Below are 26,593 nucleotides of genomic sequence, written 5' to 3' on the forward strand. Positions count from 1 at the left end.
TGGTCTCTTCGCGCGCCACGGTTCCCCTCGTCTGGTTGTCCTCGTCTTTTGCCCGTCACCCGTCCGGAATCGGGTTTGGTGGGGCCGTCGAGTCCTATTCGGCTATGTTGTGTGGTTTCTTTAGTGGCCCCGGAAGTCCCTCGGAAGGATGCGCGTCATCAGAACTACTTGGTGTTTCCAGAAATCACCGGATCGGGTCTGGGGGTCACCCCGATCGAGTGCATTTCCGAGGCTTCTCGGAAAAATTCACTCGATCGTGCCGGTGTTGCCTCGAATGGCTGAGTCGTGAAGAAAGCGAGAATGGAACCCTCATGTCAAGTAGAGGTCGAGACCGGTGACTGAACTCAGAGACACGGTCGTCACCGAAGCGGTGCCGGCCCAGCGCCGCGTCCGGCCGGGCGACCGGCCGTCCGGCGCCGTCCGGGGCCGCCCGCTGCTCGCCCGCGTCAACGCCGTGGCGGTGCTGCTCGTCGCCGTCGACGGTGCCGCCTGGCTGGCGGCGGTGCTGCGGACCGGGCCCGGCCCGGCGTGCGCGGCGGTGACCGCCGCGGCCCTCGCGGGAGCCCGGGTGGCCGGCCGCGTCCACCGCCGCCGCCTCTGGCTCTCCTGGCTGCAGGACCTCCCGCGTTCGGTCACCGCCACCGCGCTGGCGTTCGGGCTCGTCACCGGGTTCGGCCTGGTGGCCGGGATGGACGGCGACGACACGGCCCGGATGCAGGAAGTCGTGCTCTGCTTCGCCGTGCTCAGCGAAGCCGCCCGCCCGGCGGTCTTCGCGTTCGGCCGCTGGGGGCGGCGCCGGCTGCGCCGCTGCGACCGGGCCGTGGTCGTCGGGTCCGGCCGGATCGGCGGCGAACTCGTCCGCACCATGCTGGAGCACCCCGAGTTCGGGCTGCTGCCGGTCGGCGTCGCGGCGTCCGGGCCGGAGCCGGTGCCGTCCGGCCTGCCGGTCGAGCGGATCGACGGCGACCTCACCGGGGCCATCGCCCGGCTGCGCGCGGGCACGGTGGTCCTCGCCCCCGCCGACGATCGCGACGGCGCGATCGTCGACGCCGCCATCACCGCGCACCGCCTCGGGTGCGTCACCCTGGTGCTGCCGCACCTGTTCGAGCTCTGCCCGGACGGGCCCGGCGTCGACCGGCTCCGCAGCTACCCGCTGGTGTGGCTGGGCGGCGCGCCGACCCGGCGGCCGAGCTGGTGGGTCAAGCGCGCCGTCGAGACGGCGCTGGCCGCGGCCGCGCTCGTCGTCCTCGCGCCGGTGATCGCGGTCTGCGCGCTCGCGGTCGCGGTGGAGAGCGGGTTCCCGGTCTTCTTCCGGCAGGTGCGGGTCGGCATGGACGGCGGCACGTTCGTGCTCTTCAAGCTGCGCAGCGTGCGGCAGGCCGCCGTCGACGATTCGCAGACGCGCTGGTCGGTCGCCGGCGACCACCGGGTCGGCCCGGTCGGCCGCTTCCTGCGCCGGTCCTCTTTGGACGAACTGCCGCAGCTGTGGAACGTCGTGCGCGGCGACATGTCGCTGGTCGGCCCGCGCCCGGAGCGGCCGGTGTTCGTGCACGAGTTCTCCGCCGTCCACGACCTGTACTGGGCCCGGCACCGGGTGCCGACCGGGCTGACCGGGCTGGCGCAGGTGCACGGCCTGCGCGGGGACACCTCGATCGCGGACCGCGCGCGCTACGACAACTACTACATCGCGAACTGGTCGTTGTGGCTCGACGTCAAGATCATCATCCTCACGGTGGGAGAACTGCTGTGCCGAAGGCAACGCTGATGCGCCGTCGCCCGGCGGCGTCCTGGACGGCCACCGTCGTGCTGCTCGCGAGCTGCTTGGCCGGCTGCGTCGCCAGCTCGGCGCAGGAGATCGCGGCGCCGCCGCCGAAGCCGCTCGCCCCCTGCGCGTGGTGGTACGGGATCGGCCAGCCGCCGACGTCGCGGGAGATCGAGCTGGCGGCCAAGCGCTACCAGGTCGTCGTGCTCAACGCCGACCAGGGCGCGGCGATGCGGCGCCTGCACCAGCTCAACCCGCGGGTGAAGGTGCTGGTGTACAAGGACCTGTCGAGCACGCGCAACTACCCGGGCGCGGTCGACGGCGGCCAGGACGCGGTGTTCCTGCCGAGCGGCATCGGTTACGTCGCGGCGCAGGACCACCACCCGGACTGGTTCGCCCTCGACGTCCAGGGCCGGCGGATCGAGTGGCAGGGGTATCCGCGGCACTGGCAGATGACGGTGTGGAACCCGGACTACCAGCAGACCTGGACCGACGCCGTCGTCGCCGAAGTGAAGCGCGAGGGCTGGGACGGCGTGCTGGCGGACAACGACTTCAACTCGCTGAGCCACTATTCGCCCGCGGTGCTCGCGGGCACGGCGAACGTCGCGGAGACCGACCGCAAGCTCCGCGACGGCCTGGACGCGTTCCTGGCCAAGGCGGGCGACGCCCTGGCGAACGCGAACAAGCTCCTGGTGCCCAACGTGTCCGAGACGCACCTGGTGCCGGGTCGCTGGACCGCGCACTCCCGCTTCGGCGGCGCGATGGAGGAGAACTTCGGGTTCCGCGAGAACGGCGGCACCGGCGGCCTGCTGACCTTCCGCGGCAACGAGTTCCAGGAGCTGCGCGCGCAGGCCGCACTCGGCGAATCCCTGCTGCTGCTGGTGACGCGGACGCACAACGCGCGTGAAGAGCGTTCCGGCTACGCGAGCGCGGCCCTGCTCGCGGGGCCCCGCACCTGCTGGACCCGCGCGACCACCGACGACTACCGCGACCCGGAGTGGTCCACGCTGCAGGATTCCGGGCTGGGCGAGGCGGTCGACGCGGCCAGCCGGCTGGCCAACGGCGTCTGGACCCGCACGTTCAGCCACGGCTGGGTCGCGGTCAACCCGACGGCGGCCACCCAGACAGTGGTCGCCCCGGACGGCCTGGTCAAGCCCGGCGCACCCCCGTCACCCACCCCCACCCGGACTTCCACGCCCCCCTCGACCCGCACCACCACCCCGTCTTCCCCCACGACCACCCCCACCCCGGCCCCGCTCACCCTCGAAGCCGCGGACGCGGTCGTCCTGGTGGACCCGCAGCAGCTCGTGAGGCAGGGAACCTGGCGAATCACCCGCGACGGGTTCCGCATCGGCCGCCTCTGGGCCAGCTAACCACCCCGTGTCGACCCCCCAATCACGCGAGATGCCCTCCCAATCACGCGAGATACCTCGCCAATCACGCGAGATGCCTTTCCAGACACGCGAGTTCCGCCTTCGATCACGCGAGTTCCGGCCCGGATCACGCGAGTTCCGGCCCGGATCACGCGAGTTCCGGCGACCGGTGGGGCATCACCCGTGATTGGAGGGGCATCACCTGTGATTGGCGGGTCGACACGATCCGGTCAGCTGGTCGTAGAGGTCCAGGTGACGGCGGGCGCAGGCCTCCGGGCGGTAGCGGGCGTGGGCGCGCTCGGCGAGGAGCCGGCCCAGCCGGGCCGGGTCCGGTTCCGCGAACAGCGCGCGTAGCCGCGAGGCCAGGGCCGGGACGTCGCCCGGCGGGGCCAGGAACTCCGGGCCGCCCGGGACGTCGAGCATGGCCGGGACGCCGCCGGTGGCCGTCGCCAGCACCGGTTTGCCCGCGGCCATCGCCTCGGCCACCACCAGCGGCTGCTGCTCCATTGTGGACGGCAGGACCAGTGCGTCGGCCGCGGCGAGCAGGGCGGGGACGTCCGGCCGGAAGCCGAGGAACGTCACGCGCCCCGCCAGCGGTGGCTGCCGCGCGGCCCGCTCCGCCGCCGCGCGCTCCGGGCCGTCGCCGACCACCGTCAGCCGCGCGTCGGCGGGCAGCACCCCCGGCACGGACAACGCGGCCAGCAGGTCGAGCACCCCCTTGCGCTCCACCAGAAGGCCCGCGAAGACCAGGTGCCGCACCGGGCCCCGCGGCGGGGACGGCGAGGCGGCGGCGACGCAGTTGTCGACGTGCACCAGCCGCCCGGCCGGTACCCGCAGGCGACGCCGAAGGAAGGCCCCCATCACCGACGCCGGCACGACCGTCCGGTCCAGGACGCGGGCGACGACGGCGTCCGCGGCCAGCACCGTCCGCGTGTACGCCGAGGGCCCGGCCGCCCCGCGCGCACCACGGAACCACGGCTCCGCGACGTCGTCGGGCACGCCGTGGTAGGTCTGGACCAGTGCCGGCCGGGGGCCGCGGGCGAACCGCAGGCCCGCGATCGCCAGGCCCGCGCGCCGGTCCTGCGCGTGCACGACGTCGGGCCGCCACGCCCGGATCGCCGCCCGCGCCCGGGCCGCCGCCGCGAGGTCTTCCTTGTCGGACACCGCCAGTTCCTCGTGGAGGCCGTCCAGCAGCGCGGCTCCCCGCGCGGGCACCGGCCCGAAGACGCGGACGTCGTGGCCGTCGGCGGCCAGCGTCGCGGCCAGCCGGACGGTGACGTCCACCGGGCCGCCGCGGTCCTGGGTGAGCAGATAGGCGATGCGGGTCACGGGAGACGCTCCGACGGGGTGAGTTTGTCGACGAGGGTGGCGATCTGGTCGGTCATCCGGGCCCGGTCGAAGGACAGTTCCACGCGGCGGCGGCCACGTTCGCCTTCACGCCGGGCCAGCCCGGGGTCGGCGAGGCGCGCGGCGACGGCCCGGGAGAGCAGGCCGACGTCACCGGCCGGCAGCACCGCGCCCGCGTCGGCCACGCTTTGGCGCATCCCGCCGACGTCGAACGCGACGACCGGCCGCGCGCACGCCATCGCTTCCAGCGGCACCAGCGCCATGCCTTCGGCGCGCGAGGGGAGGACGACGACGTCCGCGGCGGTGTACCAGGCCGCGGGCTCGTCGGTGTGGCCCGCCCAGCGCACGGACGCGTGCCCCGCCACCGGGTGCCGCTCGCGCCAGACCGGTCCCATGGGCCCGTCGCCGGCGAAGGCGAGCTGCGCGCCCGGCAGCTGCCGCAGCACGGCCGGCCAGGCCGACAGCAGCTGGTCCTGGCCCTTGAGCTCGGCGAGCCGGCCGAGGCAGACGGCGATGGGTGCGTGTTCGGGCAGCCCGAGCCGTCGCCGCGCCGCCGTCCGGTCGCCGGGCACGAACCGGGTGGTGTCGACGCCGTTGCAGACGACGTCCGCCTCGGCGGTCACCCCGGCGGCCCGGCCGGCGGCCAGTTCGTCGTCGCTCACGCACACGACGAGGTCGGTCCACCGCGACGCGAAGCGCTCCCACGCGGCGGACGCGCGGCGCAGGGGCCCGCTCGCGGTCTCGAAGGACCAGAGGTGCGGCTGGAACACGGTGGGGCGGCGCCCGCGCACGGCCAGCCGCCCGGCGAGGCCGGCCTTGGAGCTGTGGAGGTGGACGACGTCGGGATCGAGGTCGGTCAGGAGCCGCCGCAGCCGCAGTGCTTCGGCGAGCGAGCCGGGGCCGGGCGAGCGGCCGGCGGACCAGCCGCGCAAGTCGATTCCGTGCTCGCGCGCGCGGTCGGGGAGCCAGCCGGACGGCGGGCAGGCGATGGTTACGGACCACCCGCGGTCGCGTTGGGCGATCGCGAGTTCCAGCACGACCGCGGCGACACCCGCGGTGACCGGCTGGGTGACGTGCACGAGCTTCACCGGAGGCCTCCCCGGCGCAGCTCGGCGAGCGCACTCCGCTGCAGCAGCAGTGTCGCCCCCGCGTAGCCGGCGACGAGGACCGCGGCTTCGGCGGCCACCCCCGGCAGCGAATCCCCGACCCACCGCCCGAGCACCACCGCGGGCACCGCGCCCGCCACGCAAGCCAGCGTCACCCGCAAGAACATCCCGCCCAGCTCGGCCACCGGCGGCGCCACACCCAGCCCGGCCAGCACCCGCCACGCGACCGGCACCACCAGCCACGCGGCCGTGAGCTGCCCGGCCGCAACCGCCCCGATCCCGGCGTGCGTCAGCACCACCAGACCCACCGCGAGCAGCACCAGGTGCGTCGTCTCGAGCGCCAGGTACCGCCGGACGTGCCCGGTCGCCTTCACCGCCTGGTACCAGATCTGCAGCAGGCAGATCCCCACGCCGTACCCGGCCAGCAGCACCAGTGGGCCGGCCGCGCCCGCCCACCGTTCGCCCAGCAGCACGACGTGGCCGGCGAGCACGGCGAGCGCGAGGTACAGGCCGCCGGTCACCACGAGGACCGCGCGGGTGAACCGGGTGACCGCCCCGCCGAGCGGCGCCCCTTCGCGTCGCAGCCGGGTGAACACCGGGAAGGCCACCGCGCCGAGCACGACCGCCACCATGATGTACGGCACCCAGGCGAGCCGGTACGCCAGCGAGTAGACGCCGACCGCGTCCGGCCCGAGCACGTGCCCCACCGCGAAGTAGTCCAGGTTGACCAGCAGCGCGCCGACGACCGCGGCCGGCCCGACCACGGCCACCCAGCCGAGCACTTCGCGCGCCGCCGCGGTGTCCCAGCACGGCCGGACGCCGCCGCGGGCCAGTGCGCCGAGCAGTGGTTGCGTCACCGCCGTGGCCAGGAGCCCGAGCACCAGTGACAGCGGCCCGGCGCCGCACGCGGCGAGCACGACCGTCAGCGCCGCGCCCAGCACCGCGCTCCCGCCGTCGGGCAGCAGCCGTCGCCGGAAGTCGAGCTCGCGGTGCATCAGGCCCATCTGCACGCCGCCCGCCGCCGAGAACGGCAGGCCGAGCGCGGCCAGCCGGACCAGCCCCGCGGCGTCCGGCGTGCCGAGCAACGCCGTGAGCGGGCCGGCCGCGGCCACCAGCGCGACGGCCAGCACGGTCCCCGCGCCGACGCTCAGCGTCAGCACCGTGCCCGCCGTCCGGCGCGGGTCGCGTTCGGTGCGGCCGATGACGTCGTAGACCCCGATCGACTGGACGACCTGGCCGAGGTTCACCAGCGCCACCGCGAGCGCGACGGCGCCGAGCTGTCCCTCCGTGAGGAGGGCGGCCAGCACCAGCGTGACCAGCATCTGGCTGCTCTTGCTGACGAGGTTGACCACGCCCAGCCACAGCGAGCCGCGGACCGCACGGGTCCCGAGCGTGGCCGTCACGCGGCCCTCCTCGCGGCGACCACCGCAAGGACCCACGCGGCGACCACGGCCACGCCGTCCACGGTGACCGCCGTCCGCGACCCGAACCCCGAAACCAGTGCGGAGTCCACCAGGTACAGATGCGCGAAGGGGACGGCGAGTGCGAGGACGGCCAGTCCGGCCGCGTCCCAGCTCCGGCTGCGCCACCGAAGCGCGGCCACCACGGCCATTGCCGGGACGGCGATCAGCACGTCGCCGGGCTGGTGCACCACACAGACCACGACGGCGAGCACGGTCAGCAGGTCGGCGACGGGCTCGTTCGTCTTCCGGACGAGCAGCGCGCTCGCGACGAGCACAGCGGCCAGCACCACCAGCTCGGAGGGCGTCCAGCCGGTGACGCGGAAGAGCACCGCGGCGACGTCGATGCGTTGGGCCGTCACGGAATCCACCGCGCCGTAGGCGGTGCCGCGGGCGTGGTCCAGGTTCGCGACGATCACGTCGAGGAACGGCCCGATGCCGCCACCGCGCACCACGAGCAGGACGACCACCGGCAGGCTCGCGGCCGCGGCGATGGCGGTGCCGAGCAGGGCGACCCGCCGCGAGCCGCGGGCGAACAGCAGGACGGCCAGCGGGAAGCCGTACTGGGGCTTGAGCCAGGCGAGCGCGAGGGCGGCGGCCGCCCAGCCGGGCCGGTCGCGCCGGGCGAGCAGGGCGCCGGCCGCGCCGAGCGCGATCAGCGGGTTGATCTGGCCGACGTAGAGCTGTGCCTTCCCGACCTGGCTGGTCACGAGCAGCGCCGCGACGACGGCGGTGGTGACGGCGAAGGGGACTGGGACGTACCGCCGGACGGCGTGCGCGGTCAACGCGGCGAGCGCCACGAGCAGCAGCAGGGAGAAGAGGGTGAACGCGACGGCGCCGACGCGGTAGCCGGGCAGTGCGAACGGCGCGTGCAGCAGCAGGTGGTAGGGCTGGTAGAGGTTGAAGTCCTGGCGCACCGGCCAGTGCGCGAACATCGCGGCGGGGTCGTAGGGGTTGCCGCCGGCGAAGAATTCGCGGATGGGGAAGTAGAGGGCGTCCCGGAAGTCCTGCAGCCGCTCTTCCCCGGCGACGGCGGGGGTGGGGAGCGGGACTCGCCACGAAGGGGCAGTGGCGTGCCAGGCGCTCACGGCGCCGGCGAGGGTCGCGAGGAGCAGGACGAGACGCTGCTTCGGGGACATGCCGCGGGCGAGGAGGGCGGGCCGCCGACCGGGGCCGGTGGGGTGCTCAGTGGCGGCGGAGGCGGCGTTCTGTCTCGAAACAATGCCAGCACCACCGCCGCCAGCCGGGGTGGCCCGTTCAGCGTGGCCGCGTGCCGTGCGGTGTCTGGAGCTCATGCCAGCACCACCGCCACCAGCACGGCGTCCCCCGGCAGCACGCCCACGGCCGCCGTCAGCTCGGCCTGGTGGCGCCCCGCCGTCGTCACGGCCACCACCGAGGCGCCTTCACCGTGCTCCTCCGGCAATCCCGCCGCCAGCTTGGCCGCCGCCTCGGTCAGCTCCGGTGTCACCGGCAGCACGCGCGCCGGGCGTCCGGCCGCGCGGCACAGCACCGCCAGCCGGTCCGCCGCCGACGGGTCCTCCTCCCGCAGGACCGCCACCGGGCGGTGCACCCCCGCCGCGGCCAGCGCCCGGCGCACCGGGCCCGGTCCCGCACCACCCGGCGTCAACCGGCGCAGGGCCGCCGTCGCCAGCCCGGCCGCGATCGCGGCGACCAGCGCCAGCCCGGTCACCAGGGGAACGTCCGGCGCCACGGTGACGATTTCCGGCCGCGGGTCCAGCGTCCGCAGCTTCCCGGCCGGCGCGAGGAGGTCCGCGTCGATCATCGCCTTGCCCAGCGCCGTCGCCGTCGCGCCCGCCCGGTCCGCCGACGGCGCGCGCACCGACAGCCGGGCGAGGCCGGAGGCCGGGACCAGCTCGACCGAGACGTGCCCGGCCAGCTCGTCGGGGGAGTACCCCGAAACCGGCGCCGCGGCCTGCAGCACCGACGGGCTGCGGGCCAGCTCGACCAGCGCGGGCAAGGCCAGCGACACGACCTCGCCGTACGGGGCACCGTCCGCCGCGGCGGGCCCGGCGAGCAGGCTCACCCGGCCCTGGTACTCCTCGCCGCGCGTCAGGCCGACGAGCAGCACGAGCGCTCCGGCCACCAGCGCGACCGCGACGATCCGGACAACAGATTTCATCGGGCACCTCGGAGCAGTTCGTCGTAGGACTTCATGAGCGCGTGCGGGTCGTAGTCGCGTTCGACGGCCCGGATCCCCTCGGCGGCCGCGGTTTCCCGGGCCGCCGGGTCGAACAGCAGCGTGCTCAGCGCGGCGGCCGTGGCGGCCGGGTCGGCGGGCGGCACCACGATCCCGCCGCCGCCGGAGAGCACCCCGCCGATTCCGCCGACGTCCGTCGCGACCACCGGCCGGCCGGCCGCCATCGACTCCAGCACCGCCAGCGGCAGGCCTTCCCAGTCGCTGGTCAGCACCGTGACGTCGGCCGCGGCGAGCAGGTCCGGGACGTCCGTGCGGGTGCCGAGGAACTCCACGCGGCGGCCCAGCGCCTGCGCGCGGCGCTCGAGCTCGCCGCGCCGGCTGCCGTCGCCGGCCAGCCACAGCACGGCGTCGCCGTCGACCGCGGCCCAGGCGTCGAGCAGCACGTCGTGCCGCTTCTGCGGTTCGAGCCGGGCCAGGCAGAGCGCGACCGGCGTCCGCTCCGGAACTCCCAGTGAGGCGCGGATCTCCGCGCGGCCGAACACCGGCGGGCCGGGGAACACGGCGTTGGGGATCACCACCGGACGCTCGAGCCCCGCCGCCGTCAGCCGGTCCGCGGTCGCGGTGGAGACCGCGACGACCCGAGCGGACGTGCGGCGCAGGATCCGGGCCGCGGCGGGGTAGTCCTCGTCGGCGACGCCGTGGAAGACGGTGATCGGCCGCCGCCCGGCAAGGCGCGCCACCAGGCTCGCGCCGACGTTGTGGGCCAGCACGACGTCGGGCCGGAACCGCGAAACCGCCCGGCGGGTCGCCCAGGCGGCCTTCAGCACGCCCGCCTTGCTGCGGCGGGCGAGCGGCACGGGGAACGCCGGCGTGCCGGCCGCGGCCAGCGCGTCGGCGCGGAAGCCCCCGCCGCTGGCGACGGCGGACACCCAGCCGTACTCCTCACCGCGGGCCACCATGCCGGCCACGAGCGTCTCCGCCCCGCCCGCCCCCAGCTCACTGATCACGTGCAGCACCCGCATCGGCGCTTCCCTCTCCTTCTCGGGCTTCGGTCGCGACGGCGAGCGCGGCCAGCGACCACAACGGCAGGTAGTACTGCTCGGACAGGAACGTGGAGGTGACCAGCACGGCGAGCAGGGCCGCCTGGATCGCGACCGCTTCCGTCCGCCGCGGCCCGGCACCGGCCAGCCGGACCGTCCGCTCGCTCGCCACCGCGGCGGTGCCGAGCACCCCGGCGAACAGCGCGAACCCGGGCAGGCCGAGTTCCGCGGCGACCTCGAGGTACATGTTGTGCGCCACCGGGGTCTGCTCGTCGACCTCGGCGTTGTGCGACTCGGCGGCGTAGTGCTCGCGGAACCCGCCGGGGCCGACGCCGAGCACCGGGTGCGCGGTCAGCATCCGGGCCGCCGCCTGCCAGCGCAGCTCCCGCGTGTCCACATTGGACGCGGCGATGAAGCTCTTCTCCTGCAGGGCCCGGTCCAGCTGCGGCCCGGCGAACAGCAGCGCCCCCAACCCCAGCCCGGCGACCGCCACCGCCGCGGCGGCGAGCACCCGCCACGGCAGCACCCGGCGCAGCAGCAGCCAGCCGACCGCGGCGGTCAGGCCGAGCCCGCCGCCGCGCGAGAACGTCGCCGTCGCGCCGGCCACCAGGACGATGCCCGCGACCGTCAGGACGAGCCCCCGGCCCCGGCGGTGCAGCGCCGCGAGCAGCGGGACGGCGGCGACGAGGAAGTAGGCCAGGTCGTTCGGGTCCGGCTGCGGGCCGCTGGCGCGGGCTTCGCCCTCGGCGACCAGGCTGTAGAGGGCGCCCGCCCCGGCGACGGTGGCGCCCGCGGCGGCGGCGAGCAGCAGCCACCGGATCGGGACCTCCCGGCTCGCGACGTCCGCGAGCACCGCGGTGACCACCAGGAACGGCAGCCAGCGCAGGGTGTATTCGGCGGTGAACCCGCCCGCCGCGTGCACGGACGCGGTCGCCGTAAGCACGACGGCGAGGAGCGCGAGGACGGCGTGCAGCGGGGTGGGGCGGGGTGGTTGCCGCCGCCGGATCCGCACGGCGAGCCAGGCCACGGTGAGCAGCGCGGGCGCGACCTTGCCGAGCTGGCTCTGCACGGTCGTCAGGTAGCCCTCGACCGGCGCCAAGGCGACGGTCGCGCAGGCGAGGGCCCGCAGCAGGGCGGTCTCGCGGCTCTCGCGCCGGGAAGGCCTGACGAGGAGCGTCATCTGCCGGCGTCCAACCTGGTCACCGGCCGGGTGCGCCGCACGGTCGTCCGGCGGACGTACTCCCCGGTGCCGACGACGTCGAAGTGCTCCCGCAGCGCGGAAAGCACCCAGCCGAGCCAGGCCACCTTCCGCTCGCCCGTGGCCGCCATCCCGGGGAAGAACTCCATCCCGGGCGCGTCCGCGGCGCCGAGAACGTCGGTGGGGTGCAGCAGCAGCGAAGGGGACACCCCGCGGGCGAGGCAGAGCCGCAACGCCGTCCGGAAGTACGCCCGGGCCAGCCGCGGCGAGATCGCGTGCAGCTGCAGGAGGTACGAACCGTGGATCGGCGTGCGCAGCAGCGGCATCGTCGTCACCGGGAGCTCGACCAGGGTGCGGCCCACGCACGTCTGCCAGCGATAGGCGTGCACCGGCGCCAGCACCCGCGAGACGCCGCCGAACAGCTCATCGAGCCCTTGGTCCTGGGTCTGCGCCGTGCGGTTGTGGTACCGACGGGCCAGCGGGCCGATCCACGTCGGCAGCGTGCTGGCGTCGTAGGCGTAGCCGCGTTCGGCGAGCAGCTCGACCAGGTCGCGCGTGACGCTGTAGCCGGGGCCCCGGAACCCGCTCGGCCGGGGTGCGCCCGCGGCGGTGATCGCTTCTTCGGTGCGGCTCAGCTCGTCTTCCAGGCGCTCGCGGGAGTAGCGGTGCAGCCAGGGTTCGTGGCCGAAGGAGTGGTTGGCCACTTCGTGCCCGGCCGCGGCGATCTCGGCGACCGCCTTGGCGCCGTCTTCGCGGACGACGTCGGCGCCCACCACGAAGACCGTCGTGGTCAGGCCCTGCTCGCCGAGGATCTCCAGCAGCCGCGGCACCGCGGACGGCAGGAAACTGGGCCGGTCGCGCCAGCCGGGGTCGCCGTGGGTCTTGAGGTAGGCCCACAGGTTGTCGAGGTCGACCGAGACGCTCGCGAGCGGCCGCGGGGTCACGCGGCTTCCCCGGCGAGGGCGGGCGCGGTGGCGCGCGACTGCACGCCCAGCAGCAGGACACCGCACACGACGACCGCGAGGCCGGTGGCGACCCAGGCCCCCTTCCCGGCGACGACGTGGTCGCCGAGAGCGGCGATGCCGGTGACCGACGCCAGCACGATCGTGGTCGCGTCGGCGGTGGCCACGACCGCGGCCGCGGGCCCGCGCTGCAGGGCCGCCGCCATCGACGCCTGACCGAGCACCGCGGCCGCCAGCATCAGCCAGGTCAGCGGATTTCCCGGCAGGGCAGCGAGATCGAGGTGCGCGAGGGTCCGGCTCGCGACCGCCACGACGGCGAACGCGACCCCGGACAGGACCGCGGCCGGCAGGAACGTCCCCGCCCGGCCGGCGGGGATCATGGCCAGCCCGGTGCCGAGCACGACGACCGCCAGCACGGCGACCCCGGCCGGTGGGAGGTCCGTGGCGACCGAGGCCGACGAGGACCCGGCGAGCACGACCAGCCCGGAAGCCAGCAGCACCAGCGTCATCGCCTCCCCGGTGCGGATCCGCCAGCCGAGGACGGCGACGCCGAACGCGGTCGCCAGCCCGATGGCCGACGACGACGCGGCCTGCACCAGGTACAGCGGCAGGGAAGCGCGCGCGAAGAACGCGAGCGCGAACCCGCCCACCTGGCCGGCGAACCCCAGCAGGTACAGGCGATCGGCGGCGAGCCGGGCCAGCAGGCCCAGGCCCGCACCCGGCCGGTTGCCTGCCCTTCGCGCGGCGACGCTCTGCGCGACGATCCCCACCGCGTAGAGCACCGCGGACGCCACGAGCACCGCGTAATCCACCACGAACCACTCCTCACGTCCCGCACCGCGTCCCGGGTGACTCGGCAAAGCGTAGGAACGCGGAGGTGTCTTCACTTTCGAAGGATGGGATTCCGCAATTCGTCACGCTCCGACACTGATTGGCGGGCGGGAGGCAACCCCAAAGCGTGACGCATCGCGATGTCCCGATCGACGGAACACGTTGCGTAGCAACGGTTCGGTTTGCGCCCGTGCAGCTTCAGGTCGTCGCCGGGGCCGCGCCTGGCGAGCCACCCGTTCGAGCTACCCGAACCCCGGTCAGGGGTTCGCGCACCCCACACGATCGGTGAACCGGCTGGAAGCCCCCGCGGCCCGTCAGTACGTTTCTGCCACCGAGGCGCCGGAAATGGATTGGGTGCCGCCTTCGGCAATTGTCTTATCGAGGAGAATCCATGTTGAAGAAAATCGGCTTCGTTGCCGCCGCCATGGCTGCCGGGGCATTCGTGACCGGTGGGATCGCGGCCGCCGGGACGCCGGACGAGGAGCACGGCCGCCACCACGGCTACGACCACACCGGCCAGGTCGGCCTGGTGAACCTGAACGACACCGACGCGCTGCACAACGTCCAGGGCACGCTCGGGTTGTGCCACAACAACGTCAACGTGCTCGGTGTTCAGGTGCCGGTCCAGGAATCGCTCAACGGCATCGGCGTGCCGATCCTGTCGCCGGGCGCCGGCGAGGCGGAGGGCGAGGCGCCGTACAACTGCGCGTCCGGCGGGCTCGCCGACGGCGGCACCAGCCAGGGCGACTGAAGGCTTCCGCTCCGGCGGAAGAAACGATTTCCGGAAGCGGCCACAGCGAGCAGTTCGGCCTAGTCCCGATGCACGACGTCGCCCGGGGCCGCTGACCGACCCGGTGGGAAAAAGCCGTCGCGCGGACACTCGTCCGTGCGGCGGCTTTTCGCTGCGCAAAAACGTGCCCGGTGAACGGCTGCGAGCCGGGGGCTGCTGGGAACCGGCGAGGACAGGCGTCGCCCGGCTGCGGGTTCGGCTGAGGGGTTCAGGCCTCGCCGGTTCACCAGCCGGAACCCGCCCCCGGGGTCGAGGGGAACGAGTTCCGTGTGTCCGAGCCTACGGCTTCCCCGCTATTTCCGTCGCGGTTCTTCGGGTGGTTGTGGCATGAACGAGTGTGCGAATACGGCCGGTGTTTCGTGAAACGCTTTTTCCGCGATAAACCTCGCTTACCCGATCGGGCCAATCACTGCCCGGTCAGCGGCTTGTGGCGCACACCCGATGGTGGCGCGAAGTGGAATTGATTCCTTTCTCTCAGTACGTTTTCCTCATGCGGGACGGAGAACACACACCTCGCCACCGTCCTGTCCGATGCACCTGTCAAACGAGGAGAAGAAATGCTGAAGAAGGTTGGAATCGTCGCGGCTGCCATGGCGGCCGGCGCTTTCCTGGCCGGCGGTGTCGCGGCCGCCGACACGCCGTTCGACCACGACCACCACGGTGGCCACACCGGGCAGCTCGGCCTGCTCAACCTGAACAACACCGACGTGCTGCACAACGTCAACGCCGTGCTCGGCGTGTGTGACAACAACATCAACGTGCTCGGCGTCCAGGTGCCGATCCAGAACTCGCTCAACGGCATCGGCGTGCCGATCCTGTCGCCGGGCGAGCACGAGGCCAGTGGCGAGAACCCGGAAAACTGCGCCTCGGGCGGCCTCGCCGACGGCGGCACCAGCCAGGGCCACTGAGTCCCCGCGCCACGGCCGCCCGTTGTGTGTGCGGATGCCGGCCGGGGCGCGGAGTCCGGCGCCGCGCCTGACGTCGTGCGACGTGCCCGGAACAGGGAGCGAGCTGCACACTCCGGTTCCCCGTTCCGGGCACGCAGCGACCCGGCGCCGACGCCGGCACGGGTGGGACCGGCCACCGGGCGGAGCCGGTGCGCCGGCCCCACCCGGCGCACAACCGAAAACCGTGAAAAGAAGACAGCCGCGACCGGATTCCGGTCGCGGCTGTCTTCGTGCCTAGCGGCGGCCGAGCAGTCTCGCGACGACCCCGCGGCGGCGTCTCGGCTCCGGGATGGGCGTGGTGCCCACCCGCAACACGATGTCCAGCAACGCTTCCCGGTGTTCGGTGGCGGCGCGCGTGTAGCCGGGTGACGCCGCGACGGCGCGGCGGAGGTCGTCGGGGTCGGCGGTGCCGGTGTCGAACCCGGTGACCCGGGTGACGTCGATGGGGCCTCGGCACGGTGTTTCCACGCGAAAGTTCTCCTGTGGTCGAGCGGTCCGTACCCTCGTTATCGCTCCGTTACCACCTGGGCGTTACCGCCGCCTTGTCCCTCGGTCAGGTGAGCCGGCCGACGCGCCTGGCCGGCCGCGTCCGGTCTCGTAGGATGCGACGGTGAGCTATTCGACCGACCCGCGGGCGGCGCGCAGCCGGGCGGCGATGGTCGCCGCGGCCCGGCGGTTGCTGGCGGGCGAGGGGCTCGACGCCGTCACGCACCGGCGGGTCGCCGAGGAGGCCGGGGTCGGCCGGGCCACGGTGTACCGGCACTGGCCCCGGGCCGACCAGCTCCTGCTCGACGCGATGGGCGGCGCGGACCTGCCGCTGTTCAAGGACCCGGAGCCGCCGCTGCGGCCGTGGCTGTGCGCCCAGCTGCGGCGGATGGCCGACGAGCTCGCGATCCCGGCGGTCGCCGCCGTTTCGCTCACCTTGGCGCAGTCCGCGCTGTCGGATCCGGAAGCCGCGCGCCGGCAGGAGGAGTCGGTCCGCACGATCGCGGAACGCCTGCACGCGGCCGTCCGGGCGGCGGTCGCGGCCGGCGAGCTGGTCACCGGAATCGAGCAGGCGGACCTGACGGCGCTGCTGGTCGGCCCGATCGTCTACCGCGCGACGACCCAGCGCCGCCCGGTTTCCGACGCCCTCATCGCCCGGCTCGTCGACAGCGTGGGCACTTGGCGGGACTAACCCGCGATGGTGATGGCGACCACGGCGAAGGCGAACTGCGCCACCATCGCCAGCACGCGGATCCAGTCGGTCCGCAGCAATCGCACGATGGCCGCGTGCTCGGCCGTTTCCCGGATGTGCAGCTGGATCGGCAGCTGGATCACGGCGAACGAGAGCCAGGAGGCGCTCAGCACCGCCAAGCCGCCCCACAGCGGCCACGCCGGAATGGGGCCCGCAACCAGTGCGGCGACCACCAACGCGGTCAGCAGGACCTTCGGGACCACGTAGACGATTCCGCTGCCGTGGCCCTGGGTCGTCTGGACGGCCCGGAACTCGCCGCTGCCGATGGCCGGCCACCCGGAGAAGACGGCGAAGTGCTCCATCAGGCAGCCGGCCAGGCAGTAGGCGGACAGCATTCCGTAGACGAGCAACCACGTGGACAACGACCAGCTCCTCGGCATGGCGGTCTATGAGACGGCTGTCTCATAGACCGCCATGCTGGCACTCGGCGCGCTGTGAGTCAACTGTCTCGCAGAGGGTCAGGCGCGGCTCCACTTCTGGTTCGCCTGGCCGTTGCAGGACCACAGGATCGCTCGGGTCCCGTTGGCGGTCGCGGCCCCTTCGGCGTCGAGACAGAGTCCTGATTGGACATTGCGGATCGTGCCGTCCGAGCCGAGCGTCCACTTCTGGTTGTTCTGCCCGGTGCACGAGCGGCTGAGCACCTGGGCGCCACTCGCGCCACCGTCGAGGCACTTGTCGCCGAAGACCCGGATTTCGCCGTTCTCCCAGCTGGTCCAGAGCTGGTTGGCGGCGGTCTGGCAGTCCCAGATCAGCGTGCCCGCCCCCGAGGCGGTGGAGTTGTTGTCGACGTCCAGGCAGCGGTTCGAGCCGGTGCCGCGCAGCCGCGACGTCGTGGCGGCGAGCGGGGTGCCGCCGGAGACGCGGTAGGCGGCGACGCCGTGGGCGGGCACGCTCGCGCTGATCGCGCCACTCGAGGCGGACGTGCCGCCGGTCCACAGGTCGGTCAGCGTGAACGACGTCCCGTTGAGCCCGATCTGCGCCGCGGTGGTGCTGATGGTCGTCGTCGCGCTGCCGCGGTTGAGCAGCCCGACGGCGACGGACCCGTCGGACAGCGGCTTGGCGAAGACCTCTACGTTGCCGTCGTCGCGGACCCGGCGGCCGCCGGCGCCGAGGCTGTCCTGGTCGACCGCCAGCAGGCGGGGGTTGCGCAGGACCGCGCTGATGTCCGCGGACATGGTGCGGATGTCGTTGCCCGCCATGAGCGGCGCCGCCAGCAGCGCCCAGAGGGCGAAGTGGGCGCGGGACTCGGTCAGTGACAGGCCGGGCCGCCCGACGACGAGCATGTCCGGGTCGTTCCAGTGTCCGGGCCCGGCCTGCGCGGCCAGCGGGGCGGTGACGTCGAGGACGTTGCCGACGCCCATCGGGTAGCTGTTGGTGTTGCCGTTCTGCCAGATGTCGAGCAGGTCTTCGGTGGTACGCCACAGGTCGGCGACCTGGCCCCAGTCGTACTTGTCGCCGGTGATGGCGTGGTAGCTGTTGGGGTTGATGCTGTAGACGATCGGCCGTCCGGTGCCGCGCAGGGCGTCGCGCATCAGGCCGAAGCGGCTGACCTGCTCGTCGCGGGTGCCGGCGGGGGAGCACCAGTCGTACTTGAGGTAGTCGACGCCCCAGGAGGCGAACGTGCGGGCGTCCTGGGCTTCGTGGCCCTGGCTGCCGGTCGAGCCCGGGTAGGTGCCGCCGCGCTGGGCGCAGGTGCGGTCGGTGGGCACCTGGTAGATGCCGAACTTCAGGCCGCGGGCGTGGATGTAGTCGCCGAGGGCCTTCATGCCACTGGGGAACTTCGAGGCGTTGCCGCGCAGGTTGCCCTGCGCGTCGCGGTTCGGGTCGAACCAGCAGTCGTCGACCACGACGTACTGGTAGCCCGCGTCGCGCATGCCGGAGGACACCATCGCGTCGGCGGCCTGGTGGATGGTGGACTCGGAGACGTTGCACCCGAAGCTGTTCCAGCTGTTCCAGCCCAGCGGCGGGGTCACCGCCGGGCTGCCCGGGGCGGCGACGGCGGCCGGCGGCACGGCCGTGGACAACGACAGCGCGGCGGCCGTCGCGGCGAGCAGGTGCAGGACCCGGGAACGGGTTCGAGCGGGCATCGTTGCCCCTTTCCGGACGGGGAACCGGGAGTTAGCGCTAACACTTTTGGTTTCGCTGACAGCGGTGAAACTTTCCGAAATTTTCGCTGTGGCCGACCCGGTGGCCCAGGTATGTATAGACGAAGGTTCGTACCGCGTCCAGCCTCCTTCGCGGATCATTGCCAAAGCCGCACACGCTTGATTACAGTCCCCTGTCTGGGAGCGCTCCCACTGCCACCGAGCTCGACGACGAGGAGATGGCGAATGCGGGTAAGAAGATTCCGGGCTGGACTGGTGCTGCTGGCGGTGACGGCGCTCGGGTTGACGGCGGGTTCCGTGCCCGCCGTCGCCGCCGACTACGAGCGGCTCCTCAACGGCACTTTCGCCAGTGGCACGATCGACCCCTGGTGGGCCGGGTCCGGGACCACCGGCCGCGTCACCGGCGGCGAGTTCTGCACCGACGTCACCGGCGGCACGGCCAACGGCTACGACGCCCTCGTCGGCCAGAACGGCGTCCCGTTCGAGGCGGGGCAGCAGTACACGCTGAAGTTCGACGCGCACGCGACGACCACCCAGCAGATCTCCGCCGTCGCGGGCGAGGCCGTCTCGCCCTACCGGCAGATCTCCCGCACCGACCTGACGGTCACGCCGGCGACGCAGCACTTCACCGTCACCTTCACGTCCACATTGGACTTCCCGGGCGCGGGCAACGGCCAGCTGGCCTTCTGGTTCGGCGGCCAGACCGCGAACAACACCGTCTGCCTGGACAACATCTCGCTGATCGGCGGGGTGATCCCACCCGGCGGCCTGCCGCCGACCAGCGGCATCCGGGTGAACCAGGAGAGCTACACCCCCGGCCTGCCCAAGCACGCCACGGTGATCAACAGCTCCACGACGCCGGTGACGTGGACGCTGCGCAACGCCGCCGGCACCGCGGTGGCCACCGGCCAGACCCGGCCCCGCGGCGCGGACGCCGCCTCCGGCGCGAACGTCCACGACATCGACTTCTCCGCCTACGACACCGCGGGCACCGGGTACACCCTCTCCGTCGGCTCCGAGACCAGCTTCCCGTTCGACATCTCCGCGGACGGCCTCAAGAAGCTGCGCTACGACGCACTGGCGTTCTTCTACCACCAGCGCAGCGGCATCGCCATCGACGCCCAGTACGTCGGGGCCACCTACGCGCGGCCCGCGGGCCACGTGAACGTCGCGCCGAACCAGGGCGACAACAACGTGCCCTGCCGGTCGGACCTCAACTGCGGCTACACCCTCGACGTGCGCGGCGGCTGGTACGACGCCGGTGACCACGGCAAGTACGTCGTCAACGGCGGCATCGCGACCTGGCAGCTGCTCGACGAGTACGAGCGCGCGCTGAAGCTCGGCGACGCGAGTGCGCTGGGCGACGGGAAGCTGGCCATCCCGGAGCGGGCCAACGGCGTCCCCGACATCCTCGACGAAGCCCGCTGGGAGCTCGACTTCCTGCTCTCCATGCAGGTGCCCGACGGCAAGCCGCAGGCGGGCATGGTGCACCACAAGATCCACGACGCGGCGTGGACCAGCCTGCCCACCCGGCCCGACCAGGACAGCCAGCCGCGCCGGCTCTCCCCGCCGAGCACGGCGGCCACGCTGAACATGGCCGCGGTCGCGGCGCAGGCGTCCCGGCTGTGGAAGACGATCGACCCCACCTACTCGGCGAAGCTGCTCACCGCGGCCGAGAAGGCCTACGCCGCGGCGAAGGCCGACCCGAACGTGCTCGCCGACCCGAACGACGGCACCGGCGGCGGGACGTACAGCGACAACACCGTGACCGACGAGTTCTACTGGGCGGCCGCGGAGCTGTTCGCGACGACGGCGAAGAGCGCGTACCGCACCGACGTCACCGGGTCGTCGCTCTACCGCGGCGTCAGCTTCAACACCCACGGCTTCGACTGGGGCTCGACGGGCGCGCTCGGCGACATCACCCTCGCGCTGGTGCCGACCGACCTGCCCGCGGCGGACGTCACGGCGATCAGGTCGGCGATCACCACGACGGCCGACAGCCACCTGAGCCAGATGGCGGGCATGGGCTACCCCGCGCCCTACCGGACGGCCGACGGCACCTACGAGTGGGGCTCGAACGGCCTGGTTGCCAACAACGGTGTCGTGCTGGCCCTGGCGTACGACTTCACCAAGCAGGACAAGTACCGCGACGGCGCGTTCCAGGCGATGGACTACCTGCTGGGCCGCAACCCGGCGAACTACTCCTACGTCTCCGGTCACGGTGACCAGGCCGTGCAGAACGTGCACCACCGGTTCTGGGCGCACCAGCTCGACCCGTCGCTGCCGACCGCGCCGCCCGGGGCGCTCTCCGGCGGGCCCAACAGCGGCCTGCAGGACCCGACCGCGGCCCGGCTGCTCGCCGGCTGCGCGCCCCAGCGCTGCTTCGTCGACGACATCCAGGCGTACTCGGTGAACGAGGTCGCGATCAACTGGAACTCGGCGCTGGCCTGGCTGGCGAACTGGACGGCGGAGAAGTCGCCGTCCGCGGTCGACACGACCGCCCCGGCCGCGGCGGGCAAGCCCGCCGTCTCGGCGGTGTCCGCGACCGGCGCGACGGTGACCTGGACGGCGTCCTCGGATGCCGAAAGCGGGATCAGGAACTACGACGTCGTCAGCGTGTCCGGCGCGGCTCGCAAGGTCCTCGCCACCGTCACCGGGACGTCGGCGACGCTGACCGGGCTTTCGCCGTCGACCGCCTACAGCCTGGTCGTGGTGGCCCGCAACGGGGCGGGCCTCACCGGCCCGGACTCGGCGTCGACGCAGTTCACCACGCTGCCGGACGCATCGGGCGGCGGCTGCTCGGTGACCTACACGGCGAACAGCTGGTCCGGGGGCTTCACGGCCTACGTCACGGTGACCAACACCGGGACGACGACGTGGCCGACGTGGACGCTGAAGTTCGCCTTCCCGGGGAACCAGAAGGTGACCCAGGGCTGGTCGGCGACCTGGGCGCAGTCCGGCGCGAACGTCACCGCCACGGCGATGCCGTGGAACGCTTCGGTGGCGCCGGGCAAGGCGGTCTCGATCGGCTTCAACGGCAGCTACACGGGCAGCAACGCGAGTCCCACGGCCTTCGCGGTGAACGGCAAGACGTGCGGCTGACACCCGTTCCGGTCGCTCGATCGGCGAACTGACGGAGACTCGGCTAATGTCACACCTGCGGGCAGGTGCGCCTCCTCCCCCCTCGGCGCATCTGCCCGCACTCGTCTCCTCTTGTCTCCTTCCCCACCGGCGCTCACCATGAGTGGTCCGGGGCGGAAGGAGCGGACGCCGTGGACGAGCCGGCGATCGTCGTGGAGGACCTGCGCGTCCACCGCGGCGGCGAAGAGGTGCTGCGCGACATCGGGTTCACCGTGCGTCGCGGGACGGTGACCGGCCTGCTGGGGCCGAACGGCTGCGGCAAGAGCACGCTGATGCGTTCGATCGTCGGCGTCCAGCTCGTCGCCTCCGGGCGCGTGGACGTGCTCGGCAGGCCCGCGGGCCACCCCGAGCTGCGCCGGCGGATCGGCTACGCGACCCAGGACCCGGCGATCTACGCGGACCTGACGGTGACCGAGGCCCTGCGCTACTTCGCCGCGGTGCTCGGCACGCCACCGTCGGATGTCGACCGGGTGATCACCCGGACGGGGCTGACGGCGTCGGCCCGGGTCCTGGTCGGCCGCCTCTCCGGCGGCCAGCGCGGCCGGGCCAACCTGGCCGCGGCCCTGCTCGGCACGCCCGAGCTGCTGGTGCTGGACGAGCCGACGGTCGGCTCCGACCCCGAGCTGCGCGACGAGCTCTGGAAGCTGTTCCACGACCTGGCCGCCACCGGCGTCACCCTGCTGATCTCCAGCCACGTGATGGATGAAGCCGCGCGCTGCGACGACCTCCTGCTGCTGCACCGCGGCAAGGTCCTCGCCCGCGGCACCCCGGAGGCCCTGCGCGCGCGGACCGGCGCGCCCGATCTCGAGCAGGCGTTCCTGCGCCTGATCCGGGGCCGGACGGAGGCGACGCGATGAGCGCGCTGCCCACCACCCGGCGGATCCTCACCCAGCTCCGGCACGACCCGCGCACGATCGTGCTGCTCGTCGCGGTGCCGAGCGTGCTGATGGTCCTGCTCCGGTACGTGCTCAACTCGGAGCAGCGGTTCAGCGCGGTCGCGCCGGCGTTGCTCGGGATCTTCCCGTTCACGATCATGTTCCTGCTGACCTCGGTGACGACGTTGCGCGAGCGCACGACGGGGACGTTGGAGCGCCTGATGACGCTGCCGGTCGGCAAGCTGGACCTGATCCTCGGCTACGCGCTGGCGTTCGGCCTGCTGGCCACCCTGCAGGTGGTGGTGGCGGCCGGGATCTCCCTGACCTGGCTCGGGCTGGACATCGCCGGCTCGGTCTGGGTCCTGCTGCTCGTCGTGGTGCTGGACGCGCTGCTCGGCACCGCGCTCGGGCTGTTCGTCAGCGCGTTCGCCCGCACCGAGTTCCAGGCGATCCAGTTCCTGCCGGTGTTCGTGCTGCCGCAGTTCCTGCTGTGCGGACTGTTCGTGCCGCGCGGGGACATGGGCTGGGTGCTGAACGCGGTGTCGGACGTCCTGCCGCTGTCGTACGCGGTGGACGCGCTCACCCAGGTGACCCGCTCGGCCGAGATCGACGGCACCCTGGTGCGCAACATCGGGATCATCGCGGGCTGCGTGGTCCTCGCGCTGCTGCTCGGCGCGGCGACGCTGCGGCGCCGCACGCCCTGAGCCGGTGGTGCCGGACCGCCGGGAGCTCGGTCCACTGTGGCTGGTGGCCACGACCGCGGCGCGAGCCGGAGGCGGCGAAATTCCGCGGGCCGCGGTGCCCGGTGAAACAAATCGGCGCCCGGAGCGACTCCTTCCCTCGACGCCAGTTTGCGCACGGAACGACTCGACGCGACGGGGGTGCTGCCATGGCCGGAGGTTCGCCGCCGGGTGCTCGAACGGCCGGCAGTGTCCCGCTTTACCTCGGTGTCGTCGCCAAAACGGTCGACGTGGCGCCGAACGGCATCGAAATCGGCGTGATCCGGTTCTCCGGCTGGCAGCTGTACCGGATCGGCCCGCTGCCGGGCGGCTGCACCGGGCAGGCGGCCTACCTCGTCCGCGTCGACTACGAATTCGACGTGCCGGCGCACGTGGCGCCGCCGGCCTGGGCGGAGATCGAGTTCGAATTCGACGCCGCCGAGGTGCTGGTGGTCGACGCGGTGCCCCGCGCGGGCACGGCAGTCGAGCCCGCGCACAGCGACGAGCCGACCCGGCAGCTGACCTTCGGCCGCTCCCGGCGGGTGGCCGACGCGAGCGGCACCGAGGTGGCCCTGCCCGCGGTGCGGCCGCGCGTCGACTGCTTCGGGCTGGGGAGTTCGCGGGTGCAGTGGCGGCACGCCGGGCGCGTGCCGGCCGGCACCCGCACGGCGTGGCTCGTCCTGCTGACCCCGCCGGACCGCGCCGAGCTGCCGGTGCTGGCCTGCGGGTCCTACCACGTGACCGCGGGAGGCCGCCTCGGGCTGCACGCGACCGGCCGCTCGGACGCGTTCTCCGTCCGGCTGCCGGAGGCCCCGGAACCGAACGCCCCGGACGGGGGGCTTCCGGCGGCCGCCCGCGCGCCCCGGGTGTTCGTCTCGTACGCGCACGACTCCCCGGCGCACAAGAGAGCCGTGCTGCGGTTGTGCCGGCTGCTGGCCGAAGAAGGCGTCGACGTGCGCGTCGACCGGTACGGCCTGGAACGCCGCCGCAACTGGGATCGTTGGACCACGACCCAGATCCTGCGCACCGACTACGTGATCGTGGTGGCATCGCCGGCGTACCGCGCGGTGGGCAACGGCGAGCTCATCGACGAGACGCGGCACCGCGGGATCCGCTCGGAATACGGCAGGCTGGCCGACCTGCTGCTGCGCTACCCGGCCCAGTGGACGAGAAAGCTGCTGCCGGTCGTCCTCCCGGGCCGGTCGCCCGACGAAATCCCCCTGACGTTCCTGCCCGGCAGCAGCGACCACTACCTGCTGTCCGCGTTCACCGCCGACGCGGCCGCGGAGCTGCTGCGCGTGCTGTTCACCGGCCCGGCGGGACCGGAGCCGCGCACCGCTCCCGTGGCGTGACGCGGGCCGGCGACTCCGGCGAGGCAGTGTGCGCGGCCGCCGTCACCATCCTCACCTCGCTGCGCGCAGCGGGCCGCGCTCCAAGCGCGTGGCCGTCCAGTAATTGTCTACATTTTGACTGGTTTATTGCGGGTATCAATCGTTCCGCCCCGGCTGCGCTGGTGGCTACACGAGGATGTGCTCGTGGCGGTTTGTACCCATCTTTGCCCGTGGAATAGCGGCAAGCGACGGCTGGTCGGGGATGGCCGTCGGCGCCGTGAAGATCGACTGGCATGGACGCTCGTTTCGTTGCGGCGCAGAGCGTGCAAGCGCGACGTGTCGGCGGCCTCGGGCTCGCTGGTTCCGCACTTGATCTTACCGGCGTGTCTGAGCGATCGCCCGATAAAGAGCTGAATGATCGAGTAACAAAGTGGGTGCAAAATTGGGGTTTGCCTCTCTTAAACTTGAAGTAATCTCTGCTAGCCTTGTTTGCTCCAAGTTCAGCTTGGGTCCGACACGCGAAAAGAGGGTCCGATGCCCGATGCGCACACGTTGCTCGGCTCGGCGAAGGGGACGAAGGGGCACAACCGCCGTAAATTGATCATCGAAATCATGATCAAGGCCGACCAGCAGTCGCGTATTGCCCGTCGCATGGGCATATCGGAGGCCTCCGTGTCCACGGCCGTGCGCGACCTCGCGCGAGAGGGTGTGGTCGAGATCGACCGGCGTGTCGTCCGGCTGGCCAAAACTCGTGGTGTCGCGCTGGGTATCGATCTCGGATTCCGCCGGACAGCCGTGATCGCCCGGCAGGTCGACCACGGATTCGAAGCGGTCGAACGCGAAGTGCTCAACGAGGGAGCCAACAACGGGTTTTCGCAGGTCCTGCCGGTGCTCAAGCGGGTCATTCGCGAAGTCGTCCGTCGTACCGGGCACGATCTCGGAGACGTCGTCTCCGCCGGCCTGGCGGTGCCCCGGATGATCGACCCGCACAACGGCCGGTTCGCGACCCCGGTGCTGCCGCCCTGGCTCGAGACCGATGAGCCGGCAGCCACGCTGCAGGAGTACTTCGGCGGGGTGCGCGTGGCGGTGGACAACGACGCGAATCTCGGTGCGATGGCCGAGCAGACCTACGGGCTCGAGGAGCCCCTCGAGACGGTGGTCTACGTCAAAGCCTCCACCGGAGTGGGCGCGGGTATCATGATCGGGGACAAGGTGTTGCGCGGCGAGCGCGGAATGGCGGGCGAGATCGGCCATCTGACGGTCGACCGGGACGGTGCGGTGTGCCTGTGCGGTGGCCGGGGTTGCCTCGACACCGTGGTCGGCGCAGAAGCGCTCACCGGTCAGATCCGGCGGGCCGGACGCCGGGACTACGAGCCGCCGGACTCCGTGCGGTTGCTGATCAAGCTCGCCCAGAACGGTGATGCCGCTTGCCGGCGGGTGCTCGCCGATGCCGGCCGGACACTGGGGTTCGCTCTCGCCCAGCTGTGCAACATCGTCAACCCGCGCCTGATCGTGCTCGGTGGTGACCTTTCGGGCGCCCAGGAACTGCTCGTCGACCCGTGCCTGCACGAACTGCAGCGGTACGCATTGGCCGGCTCGGTGACCGACGGCGCGCGGTTCGAGATGCGGACGAGCCAGCTCAATACGTTGGCCGAAGCCCAGGGAGCACTCATCCTGGGGCTGCGTTCCCAGCAGCAGATTCGCTCCGAAGGGGACCCGGCCGACGCCAACGAGTAAATTGAAGTTGCCGGCCACGGCAATCGGGCCGGGATGTGCAACCTCAAGTATGGAGTCGTTCAACGCCGGAAACGAGTCGGAGTCACTCCGTCGGGGTGGTGCCCGCAGTCGGCCCTGGTCTTCCTTCTCGTGCAGCCTCCAAACTCGTCCGGCTCGTAACGCGGACTACCCCTCGGTCGAACTAAAGCGCACAATCAACTACGATCCTGGCCTCCGGCTCGGGTCCGGGGGTTCCTGTCTCGTCTCCTGTTGATCAGGGGATACCGGATTTGAGGTTGTCGATCATGAAGCTGTTTCGCGTGCGTCACGTGACGCTGCCCGGTGGTCCCGTCGTGGACGACGATGCCTGCGCCGCGGACGATCGCACGTATGAGCCTCCGCTGTTCGTCGAGGTCGGACGTATACGTGAGCTGCTTCTCGGCAACTCGTCCAGCGGAAAAGCGGACTCGAACTCCCAGTATTACTGGTGACCTT

General features: G+C 72.6%; 23 protein-coding genes. 11 read left to right on the top strand and 12 right to left on the bottom strand.

What is annotated here, in order from left to right:
• The first annotated feature begins 334 nt into the window (after positions 1–334).
• Complete coding sequence (locus tag ACWED2_RS21875) at positions 335–1,765, top strand: exopolysaccharide biosynthesis polyprenyl glycosylphosphotransferase (RefSeq protein ID WP_449692316.1); 1,431 nt, start codon at positions 335–337, stop codon at positions 1,763–1,765.
• Positions 1,747–3,135, top strand: a complete 1,389-nt coding sequence (locus ACWED2_RS21880) for a putative glycoside hydrolase family 15 protein (RefSeq protein WP_449692317.1) — start codon at positions 1,747–1,749, stop codon at positions 3,133–3,135. Before ACWED2_RS21875 ends, ACWED2_RS21880 begins: the two co-directional genes overlap by 19 nt.
• A 198-nt stretch (positions 3,136–3,333) precedes the next feature.
• On the opposite strand, the gene ACWED2_RS21885 is transcribed toward ACWED2_RS21880, so the two are convergent.
• From ACWED2_RS21885 to ACWED2_RS21925, 9 genes are all read right to left on the bottom strand, one after another.
• Positions 3,334–4,464, bottom strand: a complete 1,131-nt coding sequence (locus ACWED2_RS21885) for a glycosyltransferase family 4 protein (protein WP_449692318.1) — start codon at positions 4,462–4,464, stop codon at positions 3,334–3,336.
• The gene (locus ACWED2_RS21890; protein ID WP_449692319.1) at positions 4,461–5,570 is read right to left on the bottom strand and encodes a glycosyltransferase; all 1,110 of its coding nucleotides are present in this window, start codon (positions 5,568–5,570) and stop codon (positions 4,461–4,463) included. The genes ACWED2_RS21885 and ACWED2_RS21890 overlap by 4 nt, the downstream gene beginning before the upstream one ends.
• Positions 5,567–6,991, bottom strand: a complete 1,425-nt coding sequence (locus ACWED2_RS21895; RefSeq protein WP_449692320.1) for an oligosaccharide flippase family protein — start codon at positions 6,989–6,991, stop codon at positions 5,567–5,569. Before ACWED2_RS21895 ends, ACWED2_RS21890 begins: the two co-directional genes overlap by 4 nt.
• Positions 6,988–8,187: a glycosyltransferase 87 family protein gene (locus ACWED2_RS21900; protein WP_449692321.1), complete on the bottom strand. Its 1,200-nt coding sequence runs from the start codon at positions 8,185–8,187 to the stop codon at positions 6,988–6,990. The genes ACWED2_RS21895 and ACWED2_RS21900 overlap by 4 nt, the downstream gene beginning before the upstream one ends.
• Before the next feature lie 152 nt (positions 8,188–8,339).
• Positions 8,340–9,188, bottom strand: a complete 849-nt coding sequence (locus ACWED2_RS21905) for a hypothetical protein (RefSeq protein ID WP_449692322.1) — start codon at positions 9,186–9,188, stop codon at positions 8,340–8,342.
• Complete coding sequence (locus tag ACWED2_RS21910) at positions 9,185–10,228, bottom strand: glycosyltransferase (protein ID WP_449692323.1); 1,044 nt, start codon at positions 10,226–10,228, stop codon at positions 9,185–9,187. Before ACWED2_RS21910 ends, ACWED2_RS21905 begins: the two co-directional genes overlap by 4 nt.
• A complete protein-coding gene (locus ACWED2_RS21915) occupies positions 10,203–11,426 on the bottom strand; it encodes an O-antigen ligase family protein (RefSeq protein ID WP_449692324.1) in 1,224 nt (407 codons plus the stop codon). The genes ACWED2_RS21910 and ACWED2_RS21915 overlap by 26 nt, the downstream gene beginning before the upstream one ends.
• Positions 11,423–12,388 (bottom strand): polysaccharide deacetylase family protein, encoded by a 966-nt coding sequence (locus tag ACWED2_RS21920; RefSeq protein ID WP_449692325.1) that lies wholly within the window; start codon positions 12,386–12,388, stop codon positions 11,423–11,425. The genes ACWED2_RS21915 and ACWED2_RS21920 overlap by 4 nt, the downstream gene beginning before the upstream one ends.
• Positions 12,385–13,221 (bottom strand): hypothetical protein, encoded by an 837-nt coding sequence (locus ACWED2_RS21925; RefSeq protein ID WP_449692326.1) that lies wholly within the window; start codon positions 13,219–13,221, stop codon positions 12,385–12,387. The genes ACWED2_RS21920 and ACWED2_RS21925 overlap by 4 nt, the downstream gene beginning before the upstream one ends.
• A gap of 407 nt (positions 13,222–13,628) precedes the next feature.
• Between ACWED2_RS21925 and ACWED2_RS21930 the strand changes: the two genes are divergently transcribed.
• Entirely contained in the window at positions 13,629–13,988 is a 360-nt protein-coding gene (locus tag ACWED2_RS21930) for a hypothetical protein (protein ID WP_449692327.1), read from the top strand.
• Between the two features lie 596 nt (positions 13,989–14,584).
• Positions 14,585–14,935, top strand: coding sequence for a hypothetical protein (locus tag ACWED2_RS21935; protein ID WP_449692328.1), 351 nt, complete (start codon positions 14,585–14,587; stop codon positions 14,933–14,935).
• Between the two features lie 273 nt (positions 14,936–15,208).
• Here the strand turns inward: ACWED2_RS21935 and ACWED2_RS21940 are convergent, their stop codons facing one another.
• Complete coding sequence (locus ACWED2_RS21940) at positions 15,209–15,442, bottom strand: hypothetical protein (RefSeq protein ID WP_449692329.1); 234 nt, start codon at positions 15,440–15,442, stop codon at positions 15,209–15,211.
• Between the two features lie 142 nt (positions 15,443–15,584).
• Between ACWED2_RS21940 and ACWED2_RS21945 the strand changes: the two genes are divergently transcribed.
• The gene (locus tag ACWED2_RS21945) at positions 15,585–16,151 is read left to right on the top strand and encodes a TetR/AcrR family transcriptional regulator (RefSeq protein WP_449692330.1); all 567 of its coding nucleotides are present in this window, start codon (positions 15,585–15,587) and stop codon (positions 16,149–16,151) included.
• Here ACWED2_RS21945 and ACWED2_RS21950 read toward each other — a convergent pair.
• Positions 16,148–16,573 carry a hypothetical protein gene (locus ACWED2_RS21950; RefSeq protein WP_449692331.1) on the bottom strand — a complete coding sequence of 142 codons (426 nt, stop codon included), beginning with the start codon at positions 16,571–16,573 and terminating at the stop codon, positions 16,148–16,150. The genes ACWED2_RS21945 and ACWED2_RS21950 overlap by 4 nt on opposite strands.
• 96 nt (positions 16,574–16,669) lie before the next feature.
• Positions 16,670–18,298 carry a glycoside hydrolase family 27 protein gene (locus ACWED2_RS21955; protein ID WP_449692332.1) on the bottom strand — a complete coding sequence of 543 codons (1,629 nt, stop codon included), beginning with the start codon at positions 18,296–18,298 and terminating at the stop codon, positions 16,670–16,672.
• Positions 18,299–18,541: 243 nt separating this feature from the next.
• Between ACWED2_RS21955 and ACWED2_RS21960 the strand changes: the two genes are divergently transcribed.
• The 6 genes from ACWED2_RS21960 (at position 18,542) to ACWED2_RS21985 (ending at position 26,589) form a co-directional block, all read left to right on the top strand.
• A complete protein-coding gene (locus ACWED2_RS21960) occupies positions 18,542–21,418 on the top strand; it encodes a glycoside hydrolase family 9 protein (protein WP_449692333.1) in 2,877 nt (958 codons plus the stop codon).
• Positions 21,419–21,588: 170 nt separating this feature from the next.
• Complete coding sequence (locus ACWED2_RS21965) at positions 21,589–22,314, top strand: ABC transporter ATP-binding protein (protein WP_449692334.1); 726 nt, start codon at positions 21,589–21,591, stop codon at positions 22,312–22,314.
• Positions 22,311–23,036 carry an ABC transporter permease gene (locus ACWED2_RS21970; RefSeq protein ID WP_449692335.1) on the top strand — a complete coding sequence of 242 codons (726 nt, stop codon included), beginning with the start codon at positions 22,311–22,313 and terminating at the stop codon, positions 23,034–23,036. The genes ACWED2_RS21965 and ACWED2_RS21970 overlap by 4 nt, the downstream gene beginning before the upstream one ends.
• A 185-nt stretch (positions 23,037–23,221) precedes the next feature.
• Complete coding sequence (locus ACWED2_RS21975; protein ID WP_449692336.1) at positions 23,222–24,403, top strand: toll/interleukin-1 receptor domain-containing protein; 1,182 nt, start codon at positions 23,222–23,224, stop codon at positions 24,401–24,403.
• 513 nt (positions 24,404–24,916) lie between these two features.
• A complete protein-coding gene (locus ACWED2_RS21980) occupies positions 24,917–26,119 on the top strand; it encodes an ROK family protein (RefSeq protein ID WP_449692337.1) in 1,203 nt (400 codons plus the stop codon).
• Between the two features lie 284 nt (positions 26,120–26,403).
• The gene (locus tag ACWED2_RS21985) at positions 26,404–26,589 is read left to right on the top strand and encodes a hypothetical protein (RefSeq protein ID WP_449692338.1); all 186 of its coding nucleotides are present in this window, start codon (positions 26,404–26,406) and stop codon (positions 26,587–26,589) included.
• Positions 26,590–26,593 lie beyond the last annotated feature (4 nt).

The sequence above is a fragment of the Amycolatopsis sp. NPDC005003 genome (assembly GCF_053600695.1).